Genomic DNA, 17946 nt, shown 5'->3' on the forward strand with positions numbered 1-17946 from the left:
TCCGACCACGAGGCCCACTCGGGCTCACACACCACTATGACTGACGACGAACTCATCTGGCGGATATCGGGGGGGTCCGGTGACGGGATCGCTTCGACAAGCCAGAACTTCGCGAAGGCCTTGATGCGATCGGGGCTCAACGTCTTCACGCATCGGCACTACCCGTCGCGGATCCGCGGCGGTCACACCTACACCGAGGTCCGCGCGTCGGCGGGCCCCGTCGAATCCCGAGGCGACGGCTACAACTTCCTGCTCGCGCTGGGCGACTCGTTCGCCCGCAACCCGCAGGAGGAGGCCGTCTACGGCAACGAGGAGATCAAGCCGCTCTCGGAGAACCTCGACGAGCTCCGCGAGGGCGGGGTCATCGTCTACGACGAGGGGCTCCTCGACGCCTCGGAGATTCCGGACTTCGAGGAGCGCGCCGAGGAGAACGACTGGCACGTGTACCCCCTCGACCTCCGCGGGCTCGCCCGCGATCAGGGGCGTGAGGTCATGCGGAACACCGCCGGCGTCGGCGCGACCTGCGCGCTGACCGGGATGGACCTCGACCACGTCCAGGACCTCATGCGCGACGCGATGCCGGAGAAGATCCTCGAGCCGAACCTCGAGATCCTCCAGATCGCGTACGATCAGGTCAAAGAGGAGTACGACGTGGACGCCCCGGACGTGTCGGTACCGACGGGCGAACACGACGAGACCCAGCTGCTCATGTCCGGCTCGGACGCCATCTCCTACGGCGCCATCGACGAGGGCTGCCGGTTCATCGCCGGCTACCCGATGACGCCGTGGACCGAGGTGTTCACCATCATGACGCAGAACCTGCCGAAGCTCGGGGGGATCTCCGAGCAGGTGGAAGACGAGATCGCGGCGGCCGCGCTCGCGGTCGGCGCCTCGCACGCCGGCGTGAAGGCGATGTCCGGCTCCTCCGGCGGCGGGTTCGCGCTGATGTCGGAGCCGCTCGGGCTCGCGGAGATGACGGAGACGCCCGTCGTCCTCGTCGAGGCCATGCGCGCCGGCCCCTCGACCGGGATGCCGACGAAGCCGGAGCAGTCCGACCTCGAACACGTCCTCTACACCTCGCAGGGCGACTCCCAGCGCGTCGTCTTGGCGCCCGGGACCGTCGAGGAGGCGTACGAGCAGTCGCGGATCGCCTTCCGGCTGGCCTACGAGTACCAGATCCCGACGATCCTGCTGTACGACCAGAAGCTCGGCGGCGAACTGAAGAACGTCCCGAAGAGCCACTTCGACCGCGAGCCGAACCCGACGCTCGGGAAGACGCTCTCCGAGGACGCGCTCGCCGACGAGCCGCACTCGCCCGACGGGAAGTTCCACCGGTTCCAGCACGACGTCGAGGACGGCGTCTCCCCGCGGTCGATCCCCGGCCAGAAGGGCGGTCGCTTCCTCGCGACCGGCAACGAGCACGACCCCACCGGGCACATCGCCGAGTCGCCCGACAACCGCGTCGCGCAGATCGACCGGCGGACCCAGAAGCTGGAGGCGATCCGCGACGACCTCGATCAGGAGGACACGGGCTCGTACGCCGGCCCCGAGGACGCCGAGTACGGCATCCTCACGTTCGGCAGCCAGCAGGGGACCGTCGAGGAGGCGGTCGGTCGCCTCAACGACGCCGGGATCTCGGTGAAGTCGTACGGCGTCTCCGACATGCTCCCGTTCCCGACCGAGCAGGTCAGGGAGTTCGTCGAGAGCGTCGACGAGGTCCTCGTCGTCGAGATGACGGCGTCCGGACAGTTCCGCGGGCTCGTCCAGAAGAACCTCGGTCAGTACGGTGAGAAGCTGTCGAGCCTGCTGAAGTACAACGGGAACCCGTTCGAGCCGGCGGAGGTCGTCGACGGGTTCGAGGCCGCGATCGTCGAGGGCGACGGCGACGCGTCCGGCCATCAGACCACCTTCGTCCCAGCCGCAGGTGACTAACCAATGAGCACGTTTTCAGCGATCGGAGAGGAGCGAGAGATCGACCGCGACGAGTACACCCCCGGCGTGGAGCCGCAGCCGACGTGGTGTCCCGGCTGCGGTGACTTCAGCGTCCTGAAGGCGCTGAAACAGGCGCTGCCGGAGGTCGGGCGCACGCCCGAGGAGACCCTGCTGTGCACGGGGATCGGCTGTTCGGGCAAGCTGAACAGCTACCTCGACACGTACGGGTTCCACACGATCCACGGGCGCTCGCTGCCCGTGGCCCGCGCCGCGAAGCTCGCGAACCCCGACCTCGAAGTGATCGCCGCCGGCGGCGACGGCGACGGCTACGGGATCGGCGGGAACCACTTCATCCACACGGCCCGGGAGAACCACGACATGACGTACATCGTCTTCAACAACGAGATCTTCGGGCTCACGAAGGGGCAGACCTCCCCGACCAGCCCGAAGGGCCACAAGTCGAAGACGCAGCCCCACGGGAGCGCCAAGGAGCCGATCAAGCCGCTCTCGATGTCGCTGAACGCCGGCGCCTCCTACGTCGCCCGGACGGCCGCGGTGAACCCGAACCAGGCGAAGGAGATCATCATCGAGGCGATCGAACACGACGGGTTCGCGCACGTCGACTTCCTCACCCAGTGTCCGACCTGGAACAAGGACGCGCGCCAGTACGTCCCGTACATCGACGTCAACGAGTCCGACGACTACGAGTTCGACAAGACGGACCGCGTCGAGGCCGCCGAGATGATGCGCGAGACGGAGGAGTCGCTGTACGAGGGCGAGGTCCTCACCGGCCGCTTCTACGTCGACGAGGAGCGCCCCTCCTACGGGGCCGAGAAGCAGGAAATCGGCGAGATGCCCGAGGAGCCGCTGGCCGAGCGCTACTGGGACGACGACTACGAGTGGGAGCGTTCCCACGACATGTTCCTCGACAAACACGCCTGAGCGGGGCCGGCGACCGTTCACGGCGCCGTGCGTTCGTTTTTTGATTCGCAAGGTATTTTTTCATTGGTGACAAACGGAGTGGTATGAGTACCGTATCGACGGAGGAACGGATCCTCTCCGTGTTAGAGGAGGACGCGCAGGCGTCCTGCGGAGAGATCGCCGAGCGGGCCGACGTCTCGAAACCGACGGTGCGGAAGTACATCGACCGCCTCGAGGAGCGGGGCGTGATCGTCGGCTACTCCGCGGAGGTCGACCCGAAGAAGCTCTCGTCGCAGTCGATCGCGATGGTCGGAATGGACGTGGACTCGGGGCAGTACGTGGAGGCAACCCGCGAGCTGAAGTCGCTCGACGAGGTCCAGGCGCTGTACACCTCCTCCGGCGACCACATGCTGATGGCCGAGGTCCGCGCCGGCGACGGCGACGAGCTCGGCGACGTCATCTCCGAGAAGCTGCTCGGCGTCGACGGCGTCACCGCGGCGCACCCCTCCTTCCTCCAGGAGCGCCTGAAGTAAGCCGACGCAAAAACCCCGTTTTCCGACGTCGCGCTCGCGAGTTACGTGAGCGCGTGCGGGTCTGCGACGACGATCGACTCGTCGCCGGCGGGGCTGCGACGCGTGCCGCGGTGCGCGAACCCGTGCGCAGTGAAGAACTCCGCCGCGCTGGGCCGGTCCGCGGGGACCGTCGCGCGCAGGGTCTCGACCCCGCGGTCCGCGAGCGCGTTGCCGACGCGGGCGAGCAGCTCGTCCGCGACGCCCTCGCCCGCGCGGCTCGGGTGAACCCACAGCGCCAGCAGCTCCGCCTCGGTCTCGTCCGGGTCCGGGTGCGCGATGGCGAGCCCGACGGGTCCCTCCTCGGCGTGTTCCATCAGGAACGACCACTCCGCCTCGGCGGCGGCCTCTCGAACGCCGGCGGCGGACACGTCGAGCAGCGGCGCGCCGATGTCGTCGAACACCGTCTCCTCGCGGGCTCGCGAGACCGCCGTTCGCAGGTCCTCCGCGTCGTCGGGCCGAGCCGCCCGGACATCCATGTTCGACCGTGAGTAAAGAACGCACCTATAGGTTTCGGGATGGGAACTGTTGGCACAGTACCGCCGGGAGAAGGAGCCGGGGGTCCGGGGAGCCGCCGAGTCCCTACGCGACCGGCTCGACGCCGATCGTGACCGCGACGCCCTCGACCTCCCACTCCTCGACGAGGCCGCCGTCGGCGTTCGCGGCGTCGCTCGGGTCGTCGAGCCACGCGTCGGCGCGCACCTCGCCCGCGATCAGGTCGGCGTGGTCGTCGACGAAGCCGGCGACCCGCTCGTCGTCGACCGCGACGCCGACGCGGATCCGCGCCTCAACGTCCAAGTCGAGCTCCTTGCGCATCTCCTGAACGCGGCGGATCACGTCGCGGGCGTATCCCTCGGACTCGATGTCGGGCGTGAGGGAGGTGTCGACGTAGACGGTGCCGCCCTCGAAGTCGGCGCCGGAGACGTCCTCCGGCGGCTCCGCGACGTACTCGACCATCTCGTCGTCGAGGTCGACGGGGTCGCCGTCGACGGTCACCTCGCCGCCCTCGACCGCGGCACGGGTGGCGCCCTGAACCGCCTCCATCACCTTCTGCGCGTCGCCGCCGAAGGCGGGGCCGACAGCCGCCATCTGCGGCTCCGCGGTCTCGATCAGCTCGTCGAAGGCGTCGGTGACGACCACCTCCCGAGCGTTGACGCGGTCGGCGATCAGGGCTTCGAGCCGGTCGACCGCGGCCGCGACCGTCTCGTCGTCGGTCTCGACGACGACGCGCGGCACGGGCCAGCGGAGCTTCCGGCCGGCCTGTTGGCGCGCGTTCGCGGCCGCCTCCTCCACGTCGCGGAAGACCGCCACGTCGCGTTCGAGGTCCGGGTCGCGCAGGTCGGCGTCCGGCTCGGGGTACGACAGCGCGTGGACCGTCGTCGCCTCGCCGTCGAGCCGCTGGTGCATCCGCTCGGTGAGGTACGGGGCGATCGGCGCGAGCAGCCGGATCACCTCGTCGAGGACCGTCGCGAGCGTGGCGTAGGCGCCGCGCTTCGAGGCGGAGTCCGCCTCCTCCCACATGCGGTCGCGGACGGCCTTCACGTAGAAGCGCGAGACGTCCTGCGTGACGAACTCGATCACGGCGTTGACCGCGTCGCTCACGCGGTAGTCGTCCCACGCGTCGCCGACCTCGGCCTCGACCGACTGGAGCCGCGAGAGCACCCACTCGTCGACGAGCTCCAGCTCGCCGTCCGAGAGGTCGGCGTCGGCGGGGTCGTAGCCGTCGAGCTCCATGTACTCCAAGGGGAACCGGAACACGTTCCAGAGGATGTTGAGCTTCCCCTGGATCTCGCCGAGCCCGTCCCACTCGAACGCGAGGTCGACGCCCTGCTGGTCGTGGCTGAGGAGGTACGTGCGGAGCGGGTCGCGACCGGCGCGCTCGATCGCCTCCTCCGGCGTGACGATGTTGCCGACCGACTTCGACATCTTCCGGCCGTCCTCGTCGTTGGCGAAGCCGTGCATCAGCACCTCCTCGTAGGGGATCTGGTCGACCGCGGCGGTCCCCATGCCGAGCTGCGACCAGAACCAGCCGCGGGTCTGGTCGTGCGCCTCGATGATGAGGTCGGCGGGCCACAGCTCGTCGTGGGCGTCCGTCTCGCTCGGATAGCCCAGCGTGCCCCACGAGGCGACCGACGAGTCGAGCCACACGTCGAACACGTCCTCGACGCGGCGGTACGTCGTCCCGTCCTCGACGATGGAGAGATCGTCGACGGAGGGCCGGTGGAGGTCGATCGAGTCGGGGTCGACGTCCTCCTCGACGCGGTCGGCGAGCTCCTCGCGGGTGCCGATAACGATCATGTCCTCGTCGAGGTTGCCGGCGTCGGCGTTCTCCGGCACCCAGATGGGGATCGGGACGCCCCAGTAGCGCTGGCGGGAGACGTTCCAGTCGGGCGCGTCCTCGATGAAGTCGCGGAACCGGTTGTCGCGGGCCCACTGCGGGTGCCACTCCGACTCCTCCATGTTGTCGAGGAGGTCCGCCTTCACGTCCGTGATCGAGATGAACCACTGGTCGGTGACCAGCTGGATGATCCCGGTGTCACAGCGCCAGCAGTGGCCGTAGCTGTGCTCGACGGTGCCGTGCGCGAGCATGTGCCCGTCCGCGACCAGATCGTCGACGATGTCGTCGTTGGCGTCGCGCACGAACTGGCCGGCGTACTCGCCGGCCGCCTCGGTGAACTCGCCGTTCGGCCCGACGGGGCAGTGGATGTCGAGCCCGAGCTCCGTTCCGCGGTGGAAGTCCTCCTCCCCGTGGCCCGGCGCGGAGTGGACGAGGCCGGTGCGGTCGGCCTCGACGTAGTCGGCGGCGTACACCCGCCCGGCGCCCTCGAAGTCGGGGTACTCGGCGACCCGGTCGGCGAGGGGGTGGTCGTACGCCCAGCCGACGAGCTCGTCGCCGGTCAGCTCCGCCTCGACCTCGTACTCCTCGTAGCGGCCCTCCCCGAGGACGTCCTCGACGCACTCGGCCGCGACGTACAGCAGCTCCTCTTCGCCGTCCTTCTCCGCGCGGACCGCGTTGTAGGTGAGGTCCTCGTCGACGGCGACGAAGGTGTTCGCGGGGATGGTCCACGGCGTCGTCGTCCAGATGACGAGGCTCCCCTCGCGGTCCGCGAGCGGGAACTTCACGTAGATCGAGGGGTCCTCGACCTCCTCGTACTCGACCTCGTTGTTGGCGAGCCCCGTCTCGCAGCGCGGGCACTGCGAGATCGAGCGTTTCCCCTGCTCGACGAGCCCGTTGTCGGCGACCTCGGAGAACGCCCACCAGGCGGCCTCCATGTACTCCGGCGAGACCGTCTCGTACGGGTCGTCCCAGTCCATCCAGACGCCGATGGACTTGAAGTCCTCGTCCATCGCCGCCCGGTTCTCCAGGGCGAACTCCTTGCACTTCTCGATGAACGACTCCATCCCGTACGCCTCGATGTCCCGCTTGTTCTCGAAGCCGAGCTCCTCCTCGACTTTCACCTCGATCGGGAGCCCGTGCATGTCGTAGCCCGGGCGGTCGGTGACGCGGTGGCCGGTCATCCGCTTGTGCCGGATGACCGCGTCCTTCAGCGTCTTGTTCCAGGCGGTTCCGAGGTGCATCTGCCCGGAGGTGTACGGCGGCCCGTCCACGAAGAAGAACGGCGGGTCGTCGGCGTGCGCCTCTTTCGCCGCCTCGTAGGCGTCGTGCTCGTCCCAGTACTCGTCGACCGCGGACTCGACGTCCCCGGGCGTGTACTGGTCGTCGATCTGCTCCATACGCGTTGGTCTCCGCGCGCGTATTTGAATACGGCGGAGTCGTGGGAACGGTTCGAACCGGCGAAGCCGCGGGAACGGTTCGAACGGCGAAACGGAGACAAGACACTTCCGCCGGGAGCCGGACGCCTCGGACATGGAGACGCCGCGAGTCCTGCGCGAGAACCTCGGGTACGCGCTCCTCGGCGGGCCGGCGCTGGCCGCCGTCTCGTTCGCCGTCGGCGCACAGCTCTCCGGCACCGCCGCGGGCGTCGCCGTCGCGGTCGCGACGTACGCGCTCGGCTGGGCGCTCTCGGCGCGGCGGTCCGGGTCGGAGCCGGAGCGGTCGCCGTCGGACGCGGACGACGAGCGCGAGCGCCGCGAGCGGGAGGCCGAAGCGGGGAAGGGCGGCTTCGGCGGGGGCGGCGACGGGTAACGCGGGGGCGGCGGCGGGTAACGCGGGGGCGGCGGCGGGTAACGCGGGGGCGGCGGCGGGTAACGCGGGGGCGGCGGGTAACGCGTGGCTTCAGCGCCGGCCGGCCGGGTAACTACCGTATACCAATACCGGTAGCGCCTCGCGTCTCGGGCATGGACGCCACACGCTCGGCGCTCGTCGGGGCGGCGGTACTGTTCGTCGCGATCCTCGCCAGCGGCGGCGCAGTCGCCGACGATCCGGTAACGCTCACCGTCTCGGTGACCGACCGGGACGGCGACGCCGTCGGCGGCGCGACCGTCGAGGCGACGTGGGAGACCGACGCGGGCGACACGGGGAGCGCGTCGGGAACGACGGCGAGCAACGGGCGGGTGCTCCTCGACGTTCCCGAGGGGGCGAGCGTCGAGTTAGACGTCGACGACGACAGGTACGTCCGGAACCGACCGCTCGCGATCGCGAACGCGAGCGAGACCGACGTGGCGCTCGGCGTCGCCCGGAGCGGGACCGCGACCGTGACCGTGGTCGACGGAGAGAACCGGTCGCAGGCCGGCGCGAGTGTGACGGTCCGCGAGGACGGGCGGGCGGTCGACCGCGGCGAGACGGACGATGACGGGACGTACGAGACGGCGCGCCTCGAACGGGGCGAGTACGAGGTCGTCGTCGTGAAGCCGGGGTACGTCGAGGCCGAGGGGCGGGCGACCGCGGGGCCGGACGGGGCGGTGACGGTCCCGATCGAGCGGGGGACCACGACCCTTCGAGTGCGTGCCCTCGACGAACACTTCGATCCGCCCGTCCCGATCGAGAACGGGTCGGTCGAGGCGTCCTCGTCGGTGTACGACGGCGAGGTGACGCTGACCGACGGGACGGCCTCGTTCACCGTTCCCGTGAACGCGCTGTACACGGTCGAGGTGATCAAGGAGGGGTACGACCCGTCCGCCGAACGGGTCCGGGTGCGGGAGGAACCGGTGACCGCGAACGCCACGGCGCAGCGAACCCCCGCGCTCTCGGTCGAACCGGCGAACGACCGCGTCCTCGTCGGGGAGACGACCCGCGTGACGGTCCGGAACGCGTACGGCGAGCGCGTCGCCGGAGCGACCGTCGAGGTCGACGGCGAGGCGGTCGGCGAGACCGACGACCGGGGGGAGATCGACGTGCGCGTCCCGGCGACGGGGAACCGGACGATCCGCGCCCAAGACGGGGCAGTCGCGTCCGAGCCGGCGTCGGTCGAAGGCGTCGAAGCCAACGAGAGCGGCGACGGAGTCGGAAACGGCTCGGACGGGAACGGCTCCGAGGGCTCGGACGACGACGCGGGGACCACGGACGACGGCGCGGCCGGGTTCGGGGCCGTCGCGGCGCTCGTCTCGCTCCTGACGCTCGGAGCCGCGAGTCGCCGTCGCGGACGGTGAGCGGCTCCGCCGAGGTCACCGCGGGTCGGGACCGCCGTCGTCGAAGTACTCCGCGAGCCGCTCGGCGGCCTCGGCCGCGCGCGGCGTCACTAAGGCGAACCGGATCCACTCGTCGCGGGCAGTGCCGAACGCCTCGCCGGGCATGCCGGCGACGCCCGCCTCGTCGATCAGGCGCTTGACGTTCGCCATCGTGCCGGGGAACCCGTCGAAGCGCGCGAGCACGTAGAACGCGCCCTCCGGGCGGCTGTACTCCGCGCCGGCCGCGTCGAGGGCGTCGGTGAACGCGTCGACGCGCTCCGCGAGCAGCTCGCGCGACTCGGCGTAGTAGTCCGGCTGCGTCTCCGCGAGCGCGTGGTGGACCGCGTACTGGGAGGGGCGCGCGCCGGTGACGTTCACGAGCATGTGTCGCGTCTTCGCGGCGCCGACGTGCGCCTCGGGGAACACGCCGTAGCCGACGCGGAGCCCCGTGATCGCCATCGACTTCGAGAAGCCGCTGGTGACGATCACGCGGTCCGAATCGAGGGTGAGGGCGGACTCGAACGAGCCGGCGAGGTCAAACTGGTCGTACACCTCGTCGACGACGACCACGGCGTCGACCGACTCGGCGAGGTCGACGACCTCGCGGACCGCGTCGAGGTCGTACACCGCGCCGGTCGGGTTGTTCGGCGTGTTGAGGACGACGAGGGCGGTGTCCTCGCTCGCCGCCTCGCGGACCGCGTCGACGTCGAGGCTCCCGTCGCGGGCGGTCGGCACGAGCGTCGGCTCCCCGCCGAGCAGGTGCGTCTTCCCCGGGTAGTACGGGTACACCGGGTCCATCAGCAGCGCCTCGTCGCCGGCGCCGCGGTCGAGTGCGCGCGCCATCGCGAGGTAGTTCGCCTCACCGGTGCCGTTGGTGACGACCACGCGCTCGGGGTCGACGCCGCGCCGCCCGGCGATCGCCTCGCGGAGCTCGCGGAGCCCGTCGCTCGGCGGGTACTGGAAGTCGGCGGGCGGGAGGTCGGCGTACTCGCGGAGCGCCTCGCGGAGCGCGGCGGGCGGCTCCCAGTCGGGGTTGCCGCTCACCATGTCGATGACGTCGCCGTCGGCGGCCGCGGCGTACTGCATCACGTGGAAGAACTTCGGCTCCTCGTACTCCATACGGTCGGGTCGGGCGCGCCCGCCGTGGCTCTTTCGACCGCTCCGGAGCGGCGGCTCGGAGGATCGTAAGCGGCGCCTACCGAGGGGCGGCGATCCGGTGGTTTGACCTGCCGACCCGCACACGGGGGGACATGAACAAACGCGGCCACGTCCTCAACGGCCTGCTGCTCGCCCTCGGGCTCGGCTTCATCGTGGAACCCGGCCTCGACGCGGCGACGGCGACGACCGTCGCCGAGATCACCGTCCCGGTCGTGTTGGGGGCGCTGTTCCCCGACGTCGACACCGCCTTCGGGCGCCACCGGAAGACGCTCCACAGCCTGCCCGTGCTGGCGGTGTTCCTCGCGTACCCGATCGTCTTCGGCAACCTCCAGTACGTGTGGATCGGCGTGTTGACCCACTACCTCCTCGACATGGTCGGGAGCCGGCGCGGCATCGCGCTGTTCCACCCGCTCTCGGACAAGGAGTACGGGCTGCCGAGCGGCGTGACGACGAGCAGCAAGTACGCCGACCTCGTCACCGTGATCATCACCGCGATCGAGCTGGCGGGCTTCTGGGCGATCCACACCTACGTCGTCAACCTCGACCTCGACCTCTCGGCGGCCTCGCAGGCCGCAGCGGGGTTAGGTTTATAAATAACTCGCGGGCGAGGCGGTCGTCCGGCGATCGGCGAACTCGACGATAGCGTGGGGGGGGCCAGGTTGGTTATTTATAAGCAAGCGACCGCAAAGCGGCGGAGTACAGTTTCGGATTTTCAGACGTTTACTTATAAATAATCGACTGAAGATCGACGGTGACTACCTCCAAATCCCCAGTCGCTCGTTTATAAATGACTGAGCAGGGATCGACAGAGAATACCTCCAAAGCCCCAGTCGCGAGGGCGGCGCACGCTCGCTGCGCTCCTCGCTCGCGTTGCTCGCTGCGGTGCTTGCGTCGCCTGCGCCGCCCTCGCGACTGCCCCTTTGAGTCCCACCCGACCGCGACCGCACCGCACCTCACGCCTCCCCAGCCTCGTCGGGCGCGTCCTTCGGGCTCCCTTCGGTCGCCCTCGGAGCGCCCGACTCCCTCGCGCGTGCTGTCTCGCGGTCGCCGGGGGCGACCGCTCGCAGCCACGCGCCGCCGCAGCGTTTCCATCGCCGTCCCGGTGGCTTTTCGTCGTCGCTCGCGTGTCTCGGGGCATGACCGAGGAAGACGAGTCAGCGCCGTCGGTCGCGGTCGTCGGCGGCGGCGCGGTCGGCGTCACGGCGGCTCACGACCTCGCGGCCCGCGGCGCCGACGTGACGCTGTTCGAGCGCGAGGAGTTGGCGGCCGAGAGCTCCGGGCGCGCGGCTGGGGTCCTCTACGACGCCTACGCCGAGGACGTCGACGCCGCGGTCGGCGCCCGCGCGCTGGAGCGGTTCCGCGCGTTCGACCGGTCGCTGCCCGGCTTCTCGTTTTCCGCGTGCCCGTACGTGATCGCGGTCCGCGAGGGCGACCCCGACGCGGACGCCGTCCCGGCGATGGTCGAGCGCATGCGCGAGCACGGCCGCGAGGTATCGCTCGTCGCCCCCGACGCGCTCGGTAAGCGCTTCCCCGCCCTCCGCGCCGACGACCTCGCCGTCGCGGCGGTCGCGGAGGGGGCGGGCTGGACAGACCCGCCGAGCTACGTCCGCGCGCTCGGCGAGCGGGCCGCTCGGGAAGGGGTCGAGATAGAGACGGAGACCGCTGTCGCGCTCGGCCCGGAGACGGGTTCGGGACGCGAACTCTCGATCCGAGACGCGGGCGACGGGAACTCGACGACCGGCACACGCGCGTTCGACGCCGTCGTCGTCGCCGCCGGGGCGCACACCCGGTCGCTGCTCGCGGACGCCGGCGTCTCGGTCCCGGTCGTCCCCTACCGCGTTCAGGCGCTCGTCGCCCCCGGGCCCTACGACGGGCCGATGGTCTACGACGCCACCGCGGACGCGTACTTCCGCCCACACCCGGACGGACTGCTCGCGGGCGACGGCACGGAGCCCGTCCCGGCCGACCCCGACGACTACCGCCGCGAGGCGGACGACTGGTTCCGCGAGGACGTCGCCGCGGTCCTCGACGAGCGACTCGCCCGCGGCGACTCCGCGGAGCGGGCCGACCCCGGCGACCGCGATCTCGACGTCTCCCCGGCCTGGGCCGGACTCTGTACCGCGACGCCGGACGGCGACCCGCTCGTGGGGCCGGTGGACGCGGACGGCGCTCCCGCCCCTACCCTATTCGTCGCCGCCGGCTGGCAGGGACACGGGTTCATGCGCGCGCCGGCGATCGGCGAGACGGTCGCCGAGGGCGTGCTCGCGTCGCTCGCGGGGGCCGGGTTCGGGGATCCGGACTCCCCGTGGATCGGCGCGTTCGACCCCGGGCGGTTCGACGGGAACGAGGAGTTCGAGATCGCGGAGGGGATGTCGCTGTCGGAGCGGTCGGAGGAGATTTAAAAGGCAGCCGCCGCGTCAGTCGTCTTCTTCGACGACGTCGACGTCGCTCGACCCGCCGCGCTTGGGGATCTCGACGTGGAGCGTCCCGTTGCGCGTGAGCGTCGCGTTCGCGCCTTCCGGGGTCACGTCGGCGTCGCGCGGGAGGTCGACGCTCCCGGACAGCGAGACGCCGCGGCCCGGGAACACGAGGTCGTAGCCGTCGTAGAAGTCGCGGAAGCGCTCCAAGTTCACCTCGACGGTGCGGTCGAGGAAGGTGACGTCGACGTCCTCGCCGCGCACGCCGGGGGCGTCGAACACGACGAGGTACGCGTCGTCGCTCTCGAGGAGGTCAGAGGAGAGCGGGCGGCGCTCCTGGACGCGGCCCCAGCCGCGGCCGACGCGTTCGAGGGCGCTCCGGAGCGCTGACCGACCGGTCTCGACGAGTCGGCTCACGGGCTCACACCTCGATCTCGACGAGGTCGCTCCCGCCGCAGTACGGGCACGACAGGTCCTCGACCGCGTGGTCGTCGGGCACGTCGTACGTGTAGTGGTTCTCGAACATGTCGAGCTCGCAGTCGTCGCTGACGCACTTGACCTCCATCGTCGATGGCATATCCGACAGTTGTGTCGGCGTGGGCTTAAACGGCGTGGCGGCGGCGGTCGCGTCCCCGTCTCAGGGGGTCGGCTCCGTCCGGACCTCGATCCGCGCTCCGTCCGCTCCCTCGACGGCCTCGACGCTCCAGCCGTGTGCCTCCGCGATCCGGGAGACGATCCGCAACCCGAAGCCGGTTCCGTCCGAGGCGGTGGTGAAACCCGCCTCGAAGGCCCGATCGCGTACGTCCTCCGGGATACCCGGCCCGTCGTCGGCGACGAAGAACCCCGGGGTCGAGCCGAGTTCGCCGACTCGGACCCGGACGTCGCCGCCGCCGTGGTCGACGGCGTTCCGCACGAGGTTCTCGAGGAGCTGTACGAGCCGGTCGCGATCCGCCTCGACGGTCAGGTCCGCCTCGACGTCGAGGCTCGCGTCCTCCGTGGCGGTCCCCGACCAACAGCGGTCGACGGCGTCGGCGAGGTCGACCGGTTCGACGTCGGTGACTCGCTCCCCGTTTCGCGCGAGCGTGAGCAGCTGATCGATCCGATCGCTCATCCGTTCGTGCGCGCTCGCGACGTGGTCGAGGTTGGGATCGTCACACCGCTCGCGCGCCAGTTCGACCCGTCCCCTCGCGACCGAGAGCGGATTCTGAAGATCGTGTGAAACGACGCTGGCGAACGATTCGAGCTCCTTGTTGCGGCGTTCGAGCTCCGCCTCGTACTCCTTCCGCTCGGTTACGTCCGTGATGAACCCCTCCAACACGGCGGTTCCCTCGACGGTGGACTCGACGAGACACCCGCGCTCCCACATCCAGCGCAGCTCGTCGTCCCGCGTGCGGATCCGGTAGGTGATCTCGAACTCCTCGTCCGCGTCTATCGCCGCTTGGACGACCTCCCACGCCCGTTCCCGGTCGTCGGGGTGGATGACGTCTTCGCCCCAGACGACCGCGTCGCTCGCGAGTTCCGCCGTCGTGTAGCCGGTGATCGGCTCGCTTTCGCCGCGAACGAACTCCATCGGCCACTCGGGCGCGTTCCGGCAGCGATAGACGAACCCGGGGAGGTTCCCGATGAGCGTCTCCAACCGCCGCCTGTCGCGTTCGCGGGCCTCCTCGGCCGCGCGCCTTCGGCCGCGGGCCGCGGCCCGACGCGTCCTGTCGCGGAGTTCCTCGCTCCCGCCGGACGCGTCGAGGGTGACGTAGTCGGTGACGCCGCTCGCGATCGCCTCGCTCGCTATCCGCTCCGAGCCCGACGCCGTGGCGAGCACGAAGGGCGTTCCCGGACGACGGTCTCGGACTTCCCCGAGCAGTTCGATCCCGTCCCCGTCCGGCAGATCGTATCCGGCGAGGACGCAGTCGACCGGCTCTCGTCCCAGTCGCTCGACCGCCGACGCGACGTTCGGCTCGACCGTGACGTCGAACTCCGCGTTCGGCCACTCCCTCCCGAAGGTGCGCGCGTCGCCGCTCTCCGGGACGCTGAGGACGCGAACCGTCTCCCCGGGAACGCTTGCCATACCCGTTCCTCATCGGAGTACAACATAACAATTTGGGAACCGATCGGATCACGCCTTCAGTCCGCGGTACCGGTCGGGAACGACGGTCCGCTCGGCGAACAACGCGAGGAGGGTCCCGAACGCGACGCCGGTGACGAACCCCGGACCGTACGGGAACAGGCTCGGCGCGAACGCGAGCGACGCGCCGAGCCAGACGGACGCGGCGAGGATCGCGGCGCCCGCGGCGACGTACGCCAGCGTCTCGTACCGGTCCGGCGGGAGTCGGTCCCGGGCCAGCCACGCGACCGGTCCGACGACGACGGCGGTGGCGGTCGCCCATCCCGCCGCAAGTGCCCACGGACGGGGCTCGGCGGCGTAGAACTGTACCGCGGCGAACGCGCAGACGACGCCGATCGGGAGATACTGCCCGATCAGTCGGCGCCGATCGACCGTCTCGGAGGGCATACCCGTCGTTACCGGGTGCTTTCTAATAAGTGACCGGCCGCGGAGCGTCGGGTCGGCCGTTCCGCACGCTTTTCCCCTCTCGGCCGAGTACGGTGGGTAACATGACCGATTCGCCCGCGTCGGCACGGGGGTCGCTCCCGGCCGACCCGAACGACCTCTCCGTCACGATCGTCGACGGGTACGTCGACGAGCCGGCCCACTTCGGCGTCCCGCCGTACCTCTCGACGTACCCCCGGTACACGGCGGGCGCGCTCGTCGACGCCGGCGTCCCGGAGTCGCAGATCACCTACCACACCATCGACGAGCTCCGCGACCACCGGAGCAAACACGCCGACGTCGCGGACGCCGACCTCATGGTGTACGTCGGCGGGATGACCGTTCCCGGGAAGTACGTCGGCGGGACCCCCGCGGAGCCGGACGAGGTGCGCGAGCTCGGCTGGACCGCCGACGGCGTGACCCTGCTCGGCGGCCCCGTGCGGTTCGGGGTCGGCGAGGAGAACGCGGGCGCACAGGAGACGCGGCGCGACGACCTCGACTACGACTTCGTCGCGATGGGCGACGTCGAGGCCGCGGCCCACGACCTCGTCCGCGAGGGGTTGGAGGGGTACGGCAACCGGATGCGGACCAACGAGGAGGTCGACCGCTGGGCCCGGCAGGGGGCGTTCGTCGTCGAGCAGCACCCGAACCACCCGGACTACCTCATCTGCGAGATGGAGACCTCCCGCGGCTGCGCGTACCGGTGTTCGTTCTGTACGGAACCGCTGTACGGCGACCCGGCGTTCCGCGCCGCGCGGTCGGTCGTCGACGAAGTTGACGCGCTCTCGAACAGGGGGGTGAGACACTTCCGTCTCGGCCGGCAAGCCGACATCCTCGCGTTCGGCGGCGACGGCGAGGCGCCGAACCCGGACGCCCTCCGCGAGCTGTACGGCGGGATCCGCGAGGTCGCGCCCGACCTCCGGACGCTCCACCTCGACAACATGAACCCCGTGACGATCACGGACTACCCCGAGGCGTCGCGGGAGGCGATCCGCGTCATCGCGGAGCACAACACCCCCGGCGACACGGCGGCGTTCGGACTCGAATCGGCGGACCCGGTGGTCCAGGAGGAGAACAACCTGCTCGTCACCGCCGAGGAGTGCTTAGAGGCCGTCCGCGTCGTCAACGAGGAGGGCGGCTGGCGCCCCGGTGACGGCCCCGAGACGACGCCGGGCGACGCGAGCCGCGTCACCGGCCCCTCGACCGGCCCGGACGCCTCGCCGCGGCTACCGAAGCTCCTCCCCGGGATCAACCTCGTCCACGGGCTCGCGGGCGAGCGCCCGGAGACGTACGAGCACAACAAGGAGTTCCTCCAGACGGTGTACGACGAGGGGCTGATGCTCCGCCGGATCAACATCCGGCAGGTGATGGCGTTCGCGGGCACGGAGATGGCGGAGACGGGCGCGGACGTGGCACAGGAGCACAAAGACCAGTTCCAGGCGTACAAGCGCGAGGTGCGCGAGACCATCGACAACCCGATGCTCGACCGGGTGGTCCCGCCCGGAACGGTCCTTCCGGACGTCCACTTAGAGTACCACCAGGACGGCAAGACGTTCGGGCGCCAGCTCGGCACCTACGCGCTCCTCGTCGCGGTCCCGGGCGAGCGCGAGCTGGGGACGAGCATCGACGTGGCGATCACCGACCACGGCTACCGCTCCGTGACGGGCGTCCCGTACCCGCTCGACGTCAACGCGGCCTCGATGGACGAGCTGACCGCCATCCCGGGTATCAACCGGAGTACGGCCGGCGACGTCGTCGTCGGCCGACCGTACGACTCCGTCGCGGCCGTCGACGCGGTCGCCCCGGGCACCGTCGACCTCTCCGCGTACGCGGTCGCCGGGGACACCGACGTGCCGATCCCGGGCCGCGACCGTCCCGGTTCCGGCCCCGGTCCGGCCGCGCGGTCGTCGCTCGGCCGCGGGGACTGAGCGATGTCGGAGGACGACGCGGCGTCGAACGGCGACGCGACGCCCGGCGACCGCGGTGACGCCGACCGGGGCACGGCCGTCGCAGTCACCCGGATCGAAGTCCCCGTCGACACGCGCGCCCCGGACGGAACGACGAACGCGTACGTCCTCGACGGACTGCTCGTCGACCCGGCGGCCCGGACCGACGCCCTCGACGCCGCGGTGGCGGAGCACGGGTCGGGCGACGCGGCCCTCCCCTCGGTCGAGGCGATCGCGGCCACCCACGCGCACCCGGACCACGTCGGCGCGGTCGCCGACTACGCCGCGATGACGAACGCGACGGTCGTCGCCCGCGAGGGCCACGCAGAGCGGTTCGCAGAGGCGGCCGGGGTCGAGCCGGACGAGACGGTCGCCCCGGGAGACACCGTCGGCCACACCGCGGTCCGCGTCGTGGACACGCCCGGACACGCCCCCGACCACGTCGCGTTCGCGGCCCAAAATTCGGCGACGGACCCGACGCGGTCCGTGCTGTGCTGCGGCGACCTCGCCGTCGCCGGGGGGAGCGTCGCGGTCGCCGCGCCCGAGGGCGACCTGTCCGCGTACCTCGCGAGCCTCGAACGGGTGCGCGACGCCGGCTACGACCGACTGCTCCCCGGACACGGGCCCGCGATCGACGACCCGGCAACGACGTGCGACCGGCTGATCGAGCATCGGTTGGCTCGCGAGCGCGACGTGGTCGCGGCGATCGACGGCGGCGCCGCCGACCTCGACGCGGTCGTCGACGGCGCCTACGAGAAGGACCTTGCCGGCGTGCGAGACCTCGCGCTGGCGACGGTCGCCGCGCACGTCGAGAAGCTTGTCGCGGAGGGGCGGGTCGACGAGGCGTGGCGCGCGCGACTCGCCGACCGCGGCTTCGAGTAGTCCGCTCG

At 70.8% G+C, this 17946-nt stretch carries 16 protein-coding genes; 9 read left to right on the plus strand and 7 right to left on the minus strand.

Annotated features, from left to right (window positions below):
• The first annotated feature begins 36 nt into the window (after positions 1-36).
• The 3 genes from DVK07_RS06545 (at position 37) to lrpA1 (ending at position 3386) form a co-directional block, all read left to right on the plus strand.
• A complete protein-coding gene (locus DVK07_RS06545; RefSeq protein WP_121596303.1) occupies positions 37-1932 on the plus strand; it encodes a 2-oxoacid:acceptor oxidoreductase subunit alpha in 1896 nt (631 codons plus the stop codon).
• Between the two features lie 3 nt (positions 1933-1935).
• On the plus strand, positions 1936-2874 hold the full coding sequence (locus DVK07_RS06550) for a thiamine pyrophosphate-dependent enzyme (protein ID WP_121596304.1): 939 nt from the start codon (positions 1936-1938) through the stop codon (positions 2872-2874).
• 83 nt (positions 2875-2957) lie between these two features.
• Positions 2958-3386, plus strand: coding sequence for an HTH-type transcriptional regulator LrpA1 (gene lrpA1 / locus DVK07_RS06555; RefSeq protein WP_004598353.1), 429 nt, complete (start codon positions 2958-2960; stop codon positions 3384-3386).
• Positions 3387-3427: 41 nt separating this feature from the next.
• On the opposite strand, the gene DVK07_RS06560 is transcribed toward lrpA1, so the two are convergent.
• Together DVK07_RS06560 and ileS are read right to left on the minus strand one after the other, a co-directional pair.
• On the minus strand, positions 3428-3901 hold the full coding sequence (locus tag DVK07_RS06560) for a GNAT family N-acetyltransferase (protein WP_121596305.1): 474 nt from the start codon (positions 3899-3901) through the stop codon (positions 3428-3430).
• A 103-nt stretch (positions 3902-4004) separates the two neighbouring features.
• Entirely contained in the window at positions 4005-7157 is a 3153-nt protein-coding gene (gene ileS / locus DVK07_RS06565; RefSeq protein ID WP_121596306.1) for an isoleucine--tRNA ligase, read from the minus strand.
• A 133-nt stretch (positions 7158-7290) separates the two neighbouring features.
• Here ileS and DVK07_RS06570 point away from each other — a divergent pair, with 133 nt between their 5' ends.
• Both DVK07_RS06570 and DVK07_RS06575 read left to right on the plus strand, forming a co-directional pair.
• Positions 7291-7569, plus strand: coding sequence for a hypothetical protein (locus DVK07_RS06570; protein ID WP_121596307.1), 279 nt, complete (start codon positions 7291-7293; stop codon positions 7567-7569).
• Between the two features lie 152 nt (positions 7570-7721).
• Positions 7722-8972 carry a carboxypeptidase regulatory-like domain-containing protein gene (locus DVK07_RS06575; RefSeq protein WP_121596308.1) on the plus strand — a complete coding sequence of 417 codons (1251 nt, stop codon included), beginning with the start codon at positions 7722-7724 and terminating at the stop codon, positions 8970-8972.
• 15 nt (positions 8973-8987) lie between these two features.
• Here the strand turns inward: DVK07_RS06575 and DVK07_RS06580 are convergent, their stop codons facing one another.
• A complete protein-coding gene (locus DVK07_RS06580) occupies positions 8988-10109 on the minus strand; it encodes a pyridoxal phosphate-dependent aminotransferase (protein WP_121596309.1) in 1122 nt (373 codons plus the stop codon).
• A gap of 131 nt (positions 10110-10240) precedes the next feature.
• Here DVK07_RS06580 and DVK07_RS06585 point away from each other — a divergent pair, with 131 nt between their 5' ends.
• Positions 10241-10741 (plus strand): metal-dependent hydrolase, encoded by a 501-nt coding sequence (locus DVK07_RS06585; RefSeq protein WP_121596310.1) that lies wholly within the window; start codon positions 10241-10243, stop codon positions 10739-10741.
• Positions 10742-11284: 543 nt separating this feature from the next.
• Entirely contained in the window at positions 11285-12550 is a 1266-nt protein-coding gene (locus DVK07_RS06595) for an FAD-binding oxidoreductase (protein WP_121596312.1), read from the plus strand.
• 15 nt (positions 12551-12565) lie between these two features.
• Here DVK07_RS06595 and DVK07_RS06600 read toward each other — a convergent pair whose 3' ends face one another.
• Genes DVK07_RS06600 through DVK07_RS06610 form a run of 4 tightly spaced genes read right to left on the minus strand, consistent with a single transcriptional unit; the run spans position 12566 to position 15074 of the window.
• Complete coding sequence (locus tag DVK07_RS06600; protein ID WP_121596313.1) at positions 12566-12982, minus strand: Hsp20/alpha crystallin family protein; 417 nt, start codon at positions 12980-12982, stop codon at positions 12566-12568.
• A gap of 4 nt (positions 12983-12986) precedes the next feature.
• Positions 12987-13142, minus strand: a complete 156-nt coding sequence (locus tag DVK07_RS23235) for a hypothetical protein (RefSeq protein ID WP_017342671.1) — start codon at positions 13140-13142, stop codon at positions 12987-12989.
• A gap of 60 nt (positions 13143-13202) precedes the next feature.
• Positions 13203-14630 (minus strand): HAMP domain-containing sensor histidine kinase, encoded by a 1428-nt coding sequence (locus tag DVK07_RS06605; protein ID WP_121596314.1) that lies wholly within the window; start codon positions 14628-14630, stop codon positions 13203-13205.
• Positions 14631-14678: 48 nt separating this feature from the next.
• The gene (locus tag DVK07_RS06610) at positions 14679-15074 is read right to left on the minus strand and encodes a hypothetical protein (RefSeq protein WP_121596315.1); all 396 of its coding nucleotides are present in this window, start codon (positions 15072-15074) and stop codon (positions 14679-14681) included.
• Positions 15075-15175: 101 nt separating this feature from the next.
• Here DVK07_RS06610 and DVK07_RS06615 point away from each other — a divergent pair, with 101 nt between their 5' ends.
• Together DVK07_RS06615 and DVK07_RS06620 are read left to right on the plus strand one after the other, a co-directional pair.
• Positions 15176-17038, plus strand: a complete 1863-nt coding sequence (locus tag DVK07_RS06615) for a radical SAM protein (protein ID WP_121596316.1) — start codon at positions 15176-15178, stop codon at positions 17036-17038.
• Positions 17039-17041: 3 nt separating this feature from the next.
• Positions 17042-17938 carry an MBL fold metallo-hydrolase gene (locus DVK07_RS06620; RefSeq protein WP_121596317.1) on the plus strand — a complete coding sequence of 299 codons (897 nt, stop codon included), beginning with the start codon at positions 17042-17044 and terminating at the stop codon, positions 17936-17938.
• Positions 17939-17946 lie beyond the last annotated feature (8 nt).

This window comes from Halorubrum sp. Atlit-26R, assembly GCF_003666015.1.
Lineage (GTDB): Archaea > Halobacteriota > Halobacteria > Halobacteriales > Haloferacaceae > Halorubrum.

Coding starts and splice junctions, on each gene's coding strand:
- DVK07_RS23235 (WP_017342671.1), bottom strand. CDS start 13,142: ATGCCATCGACGATGGAGGTCAAGTGCGTCAGCGACGACTGCGAGCTC.
- DVK07_RS06610 (WP_121596315.1), bottom strand. CDS start 15,074: ATGCCCTCCGAGACGGTCGATCGGCGCCGACTGATCGGGCAGTATCTC.
- DVK07_RS06615 (WP_121596316.1), top strand. CDS start 15,176: ATGACCGATTCGCCCGCGTCGGCACGGGGGTCGCTCCCGGCCGACCCG.
- DVK07_RS06545 (WP_121596303.1), top strand. CDS start 37: ATGACTGACGACGAACTCATCTGGCGGATATCGGGGGGGTCCGGTGAC.
- lrpA1 (WP_004598353.1), top strand. CDS start 2,958: ATGAGTACCGTATCGACGGAGGAACGGATCCTCTCCGTGTTAGAGGAG.
- DVK07_RS06620 (WP_121596317.1), top strand. CDS start 17,042: ATGTCGGAGGACGACGCGGCGTCGAACGGCGACGCGACGCCCGGCGAC.
- DVK07_RS06580 (WP_121596309.1), bottom strand. CDS start 10,109: ATGGAGTACGAGGAGCCGAAGTTCTTCCACGTGATGCAGTACGCCGCG.
- DVK07_RS06570 (WP_121596307.1), top strand. CDS start 7,291: ATGGAGACGCCGCGAGTCCTGCGCGAGAACCTCGGGTACGCGCTCCTC.
- DVK07_RS06585 (WP_121596310.1), top strand. CDS start 10,241: ATGAACAAACGCGGCCACGTCCTCAACGGCCTGCTGCTCGCCCTCGGG.
- DVK07_RS06560 (WP_121596305.1), bottom strand. CDS start 3,901: ATGGATGTCCGGGCGGCTCGGCCCGACGACGCGGAGGACCTGCGAACG.
- DVK07_RS06595 (WP_121596312.1), top strand. CDS start 11,285: ATGACCGAGGAAGACGAGTCAGCGCCGTCGGTCGCGGTCGTCGGCGGC.
- DVK07_RS06550 (WP_121596304.1), top strand. CDS start 1,936: ATGAGCACGTTTTCAGCGATCGGAGAGGAGCGAGAGATCGACCGCGAC.
- ileS (WP_121596306.1), bottom strand. CDS start 7,157: ATGGAGCAGATCGACGACCAGTACACGCCCGGGGACGTCGAGTCCGCG.
- DVK07_RS06605 (WP_121596314.1), bottom strand. CDS start 14,630: ATGGCAAGCGTTCCCGGGGAGACGGTTCGCGTCCTCAGCGTCCCGGAG.
- DVK07_RS06575 (WP_121596308.1), top strand. CDS start 7,722: ATGGACGCCACACGCTCGGCGCTCGTCGGGGCGGCGGTACTGTTCGTC.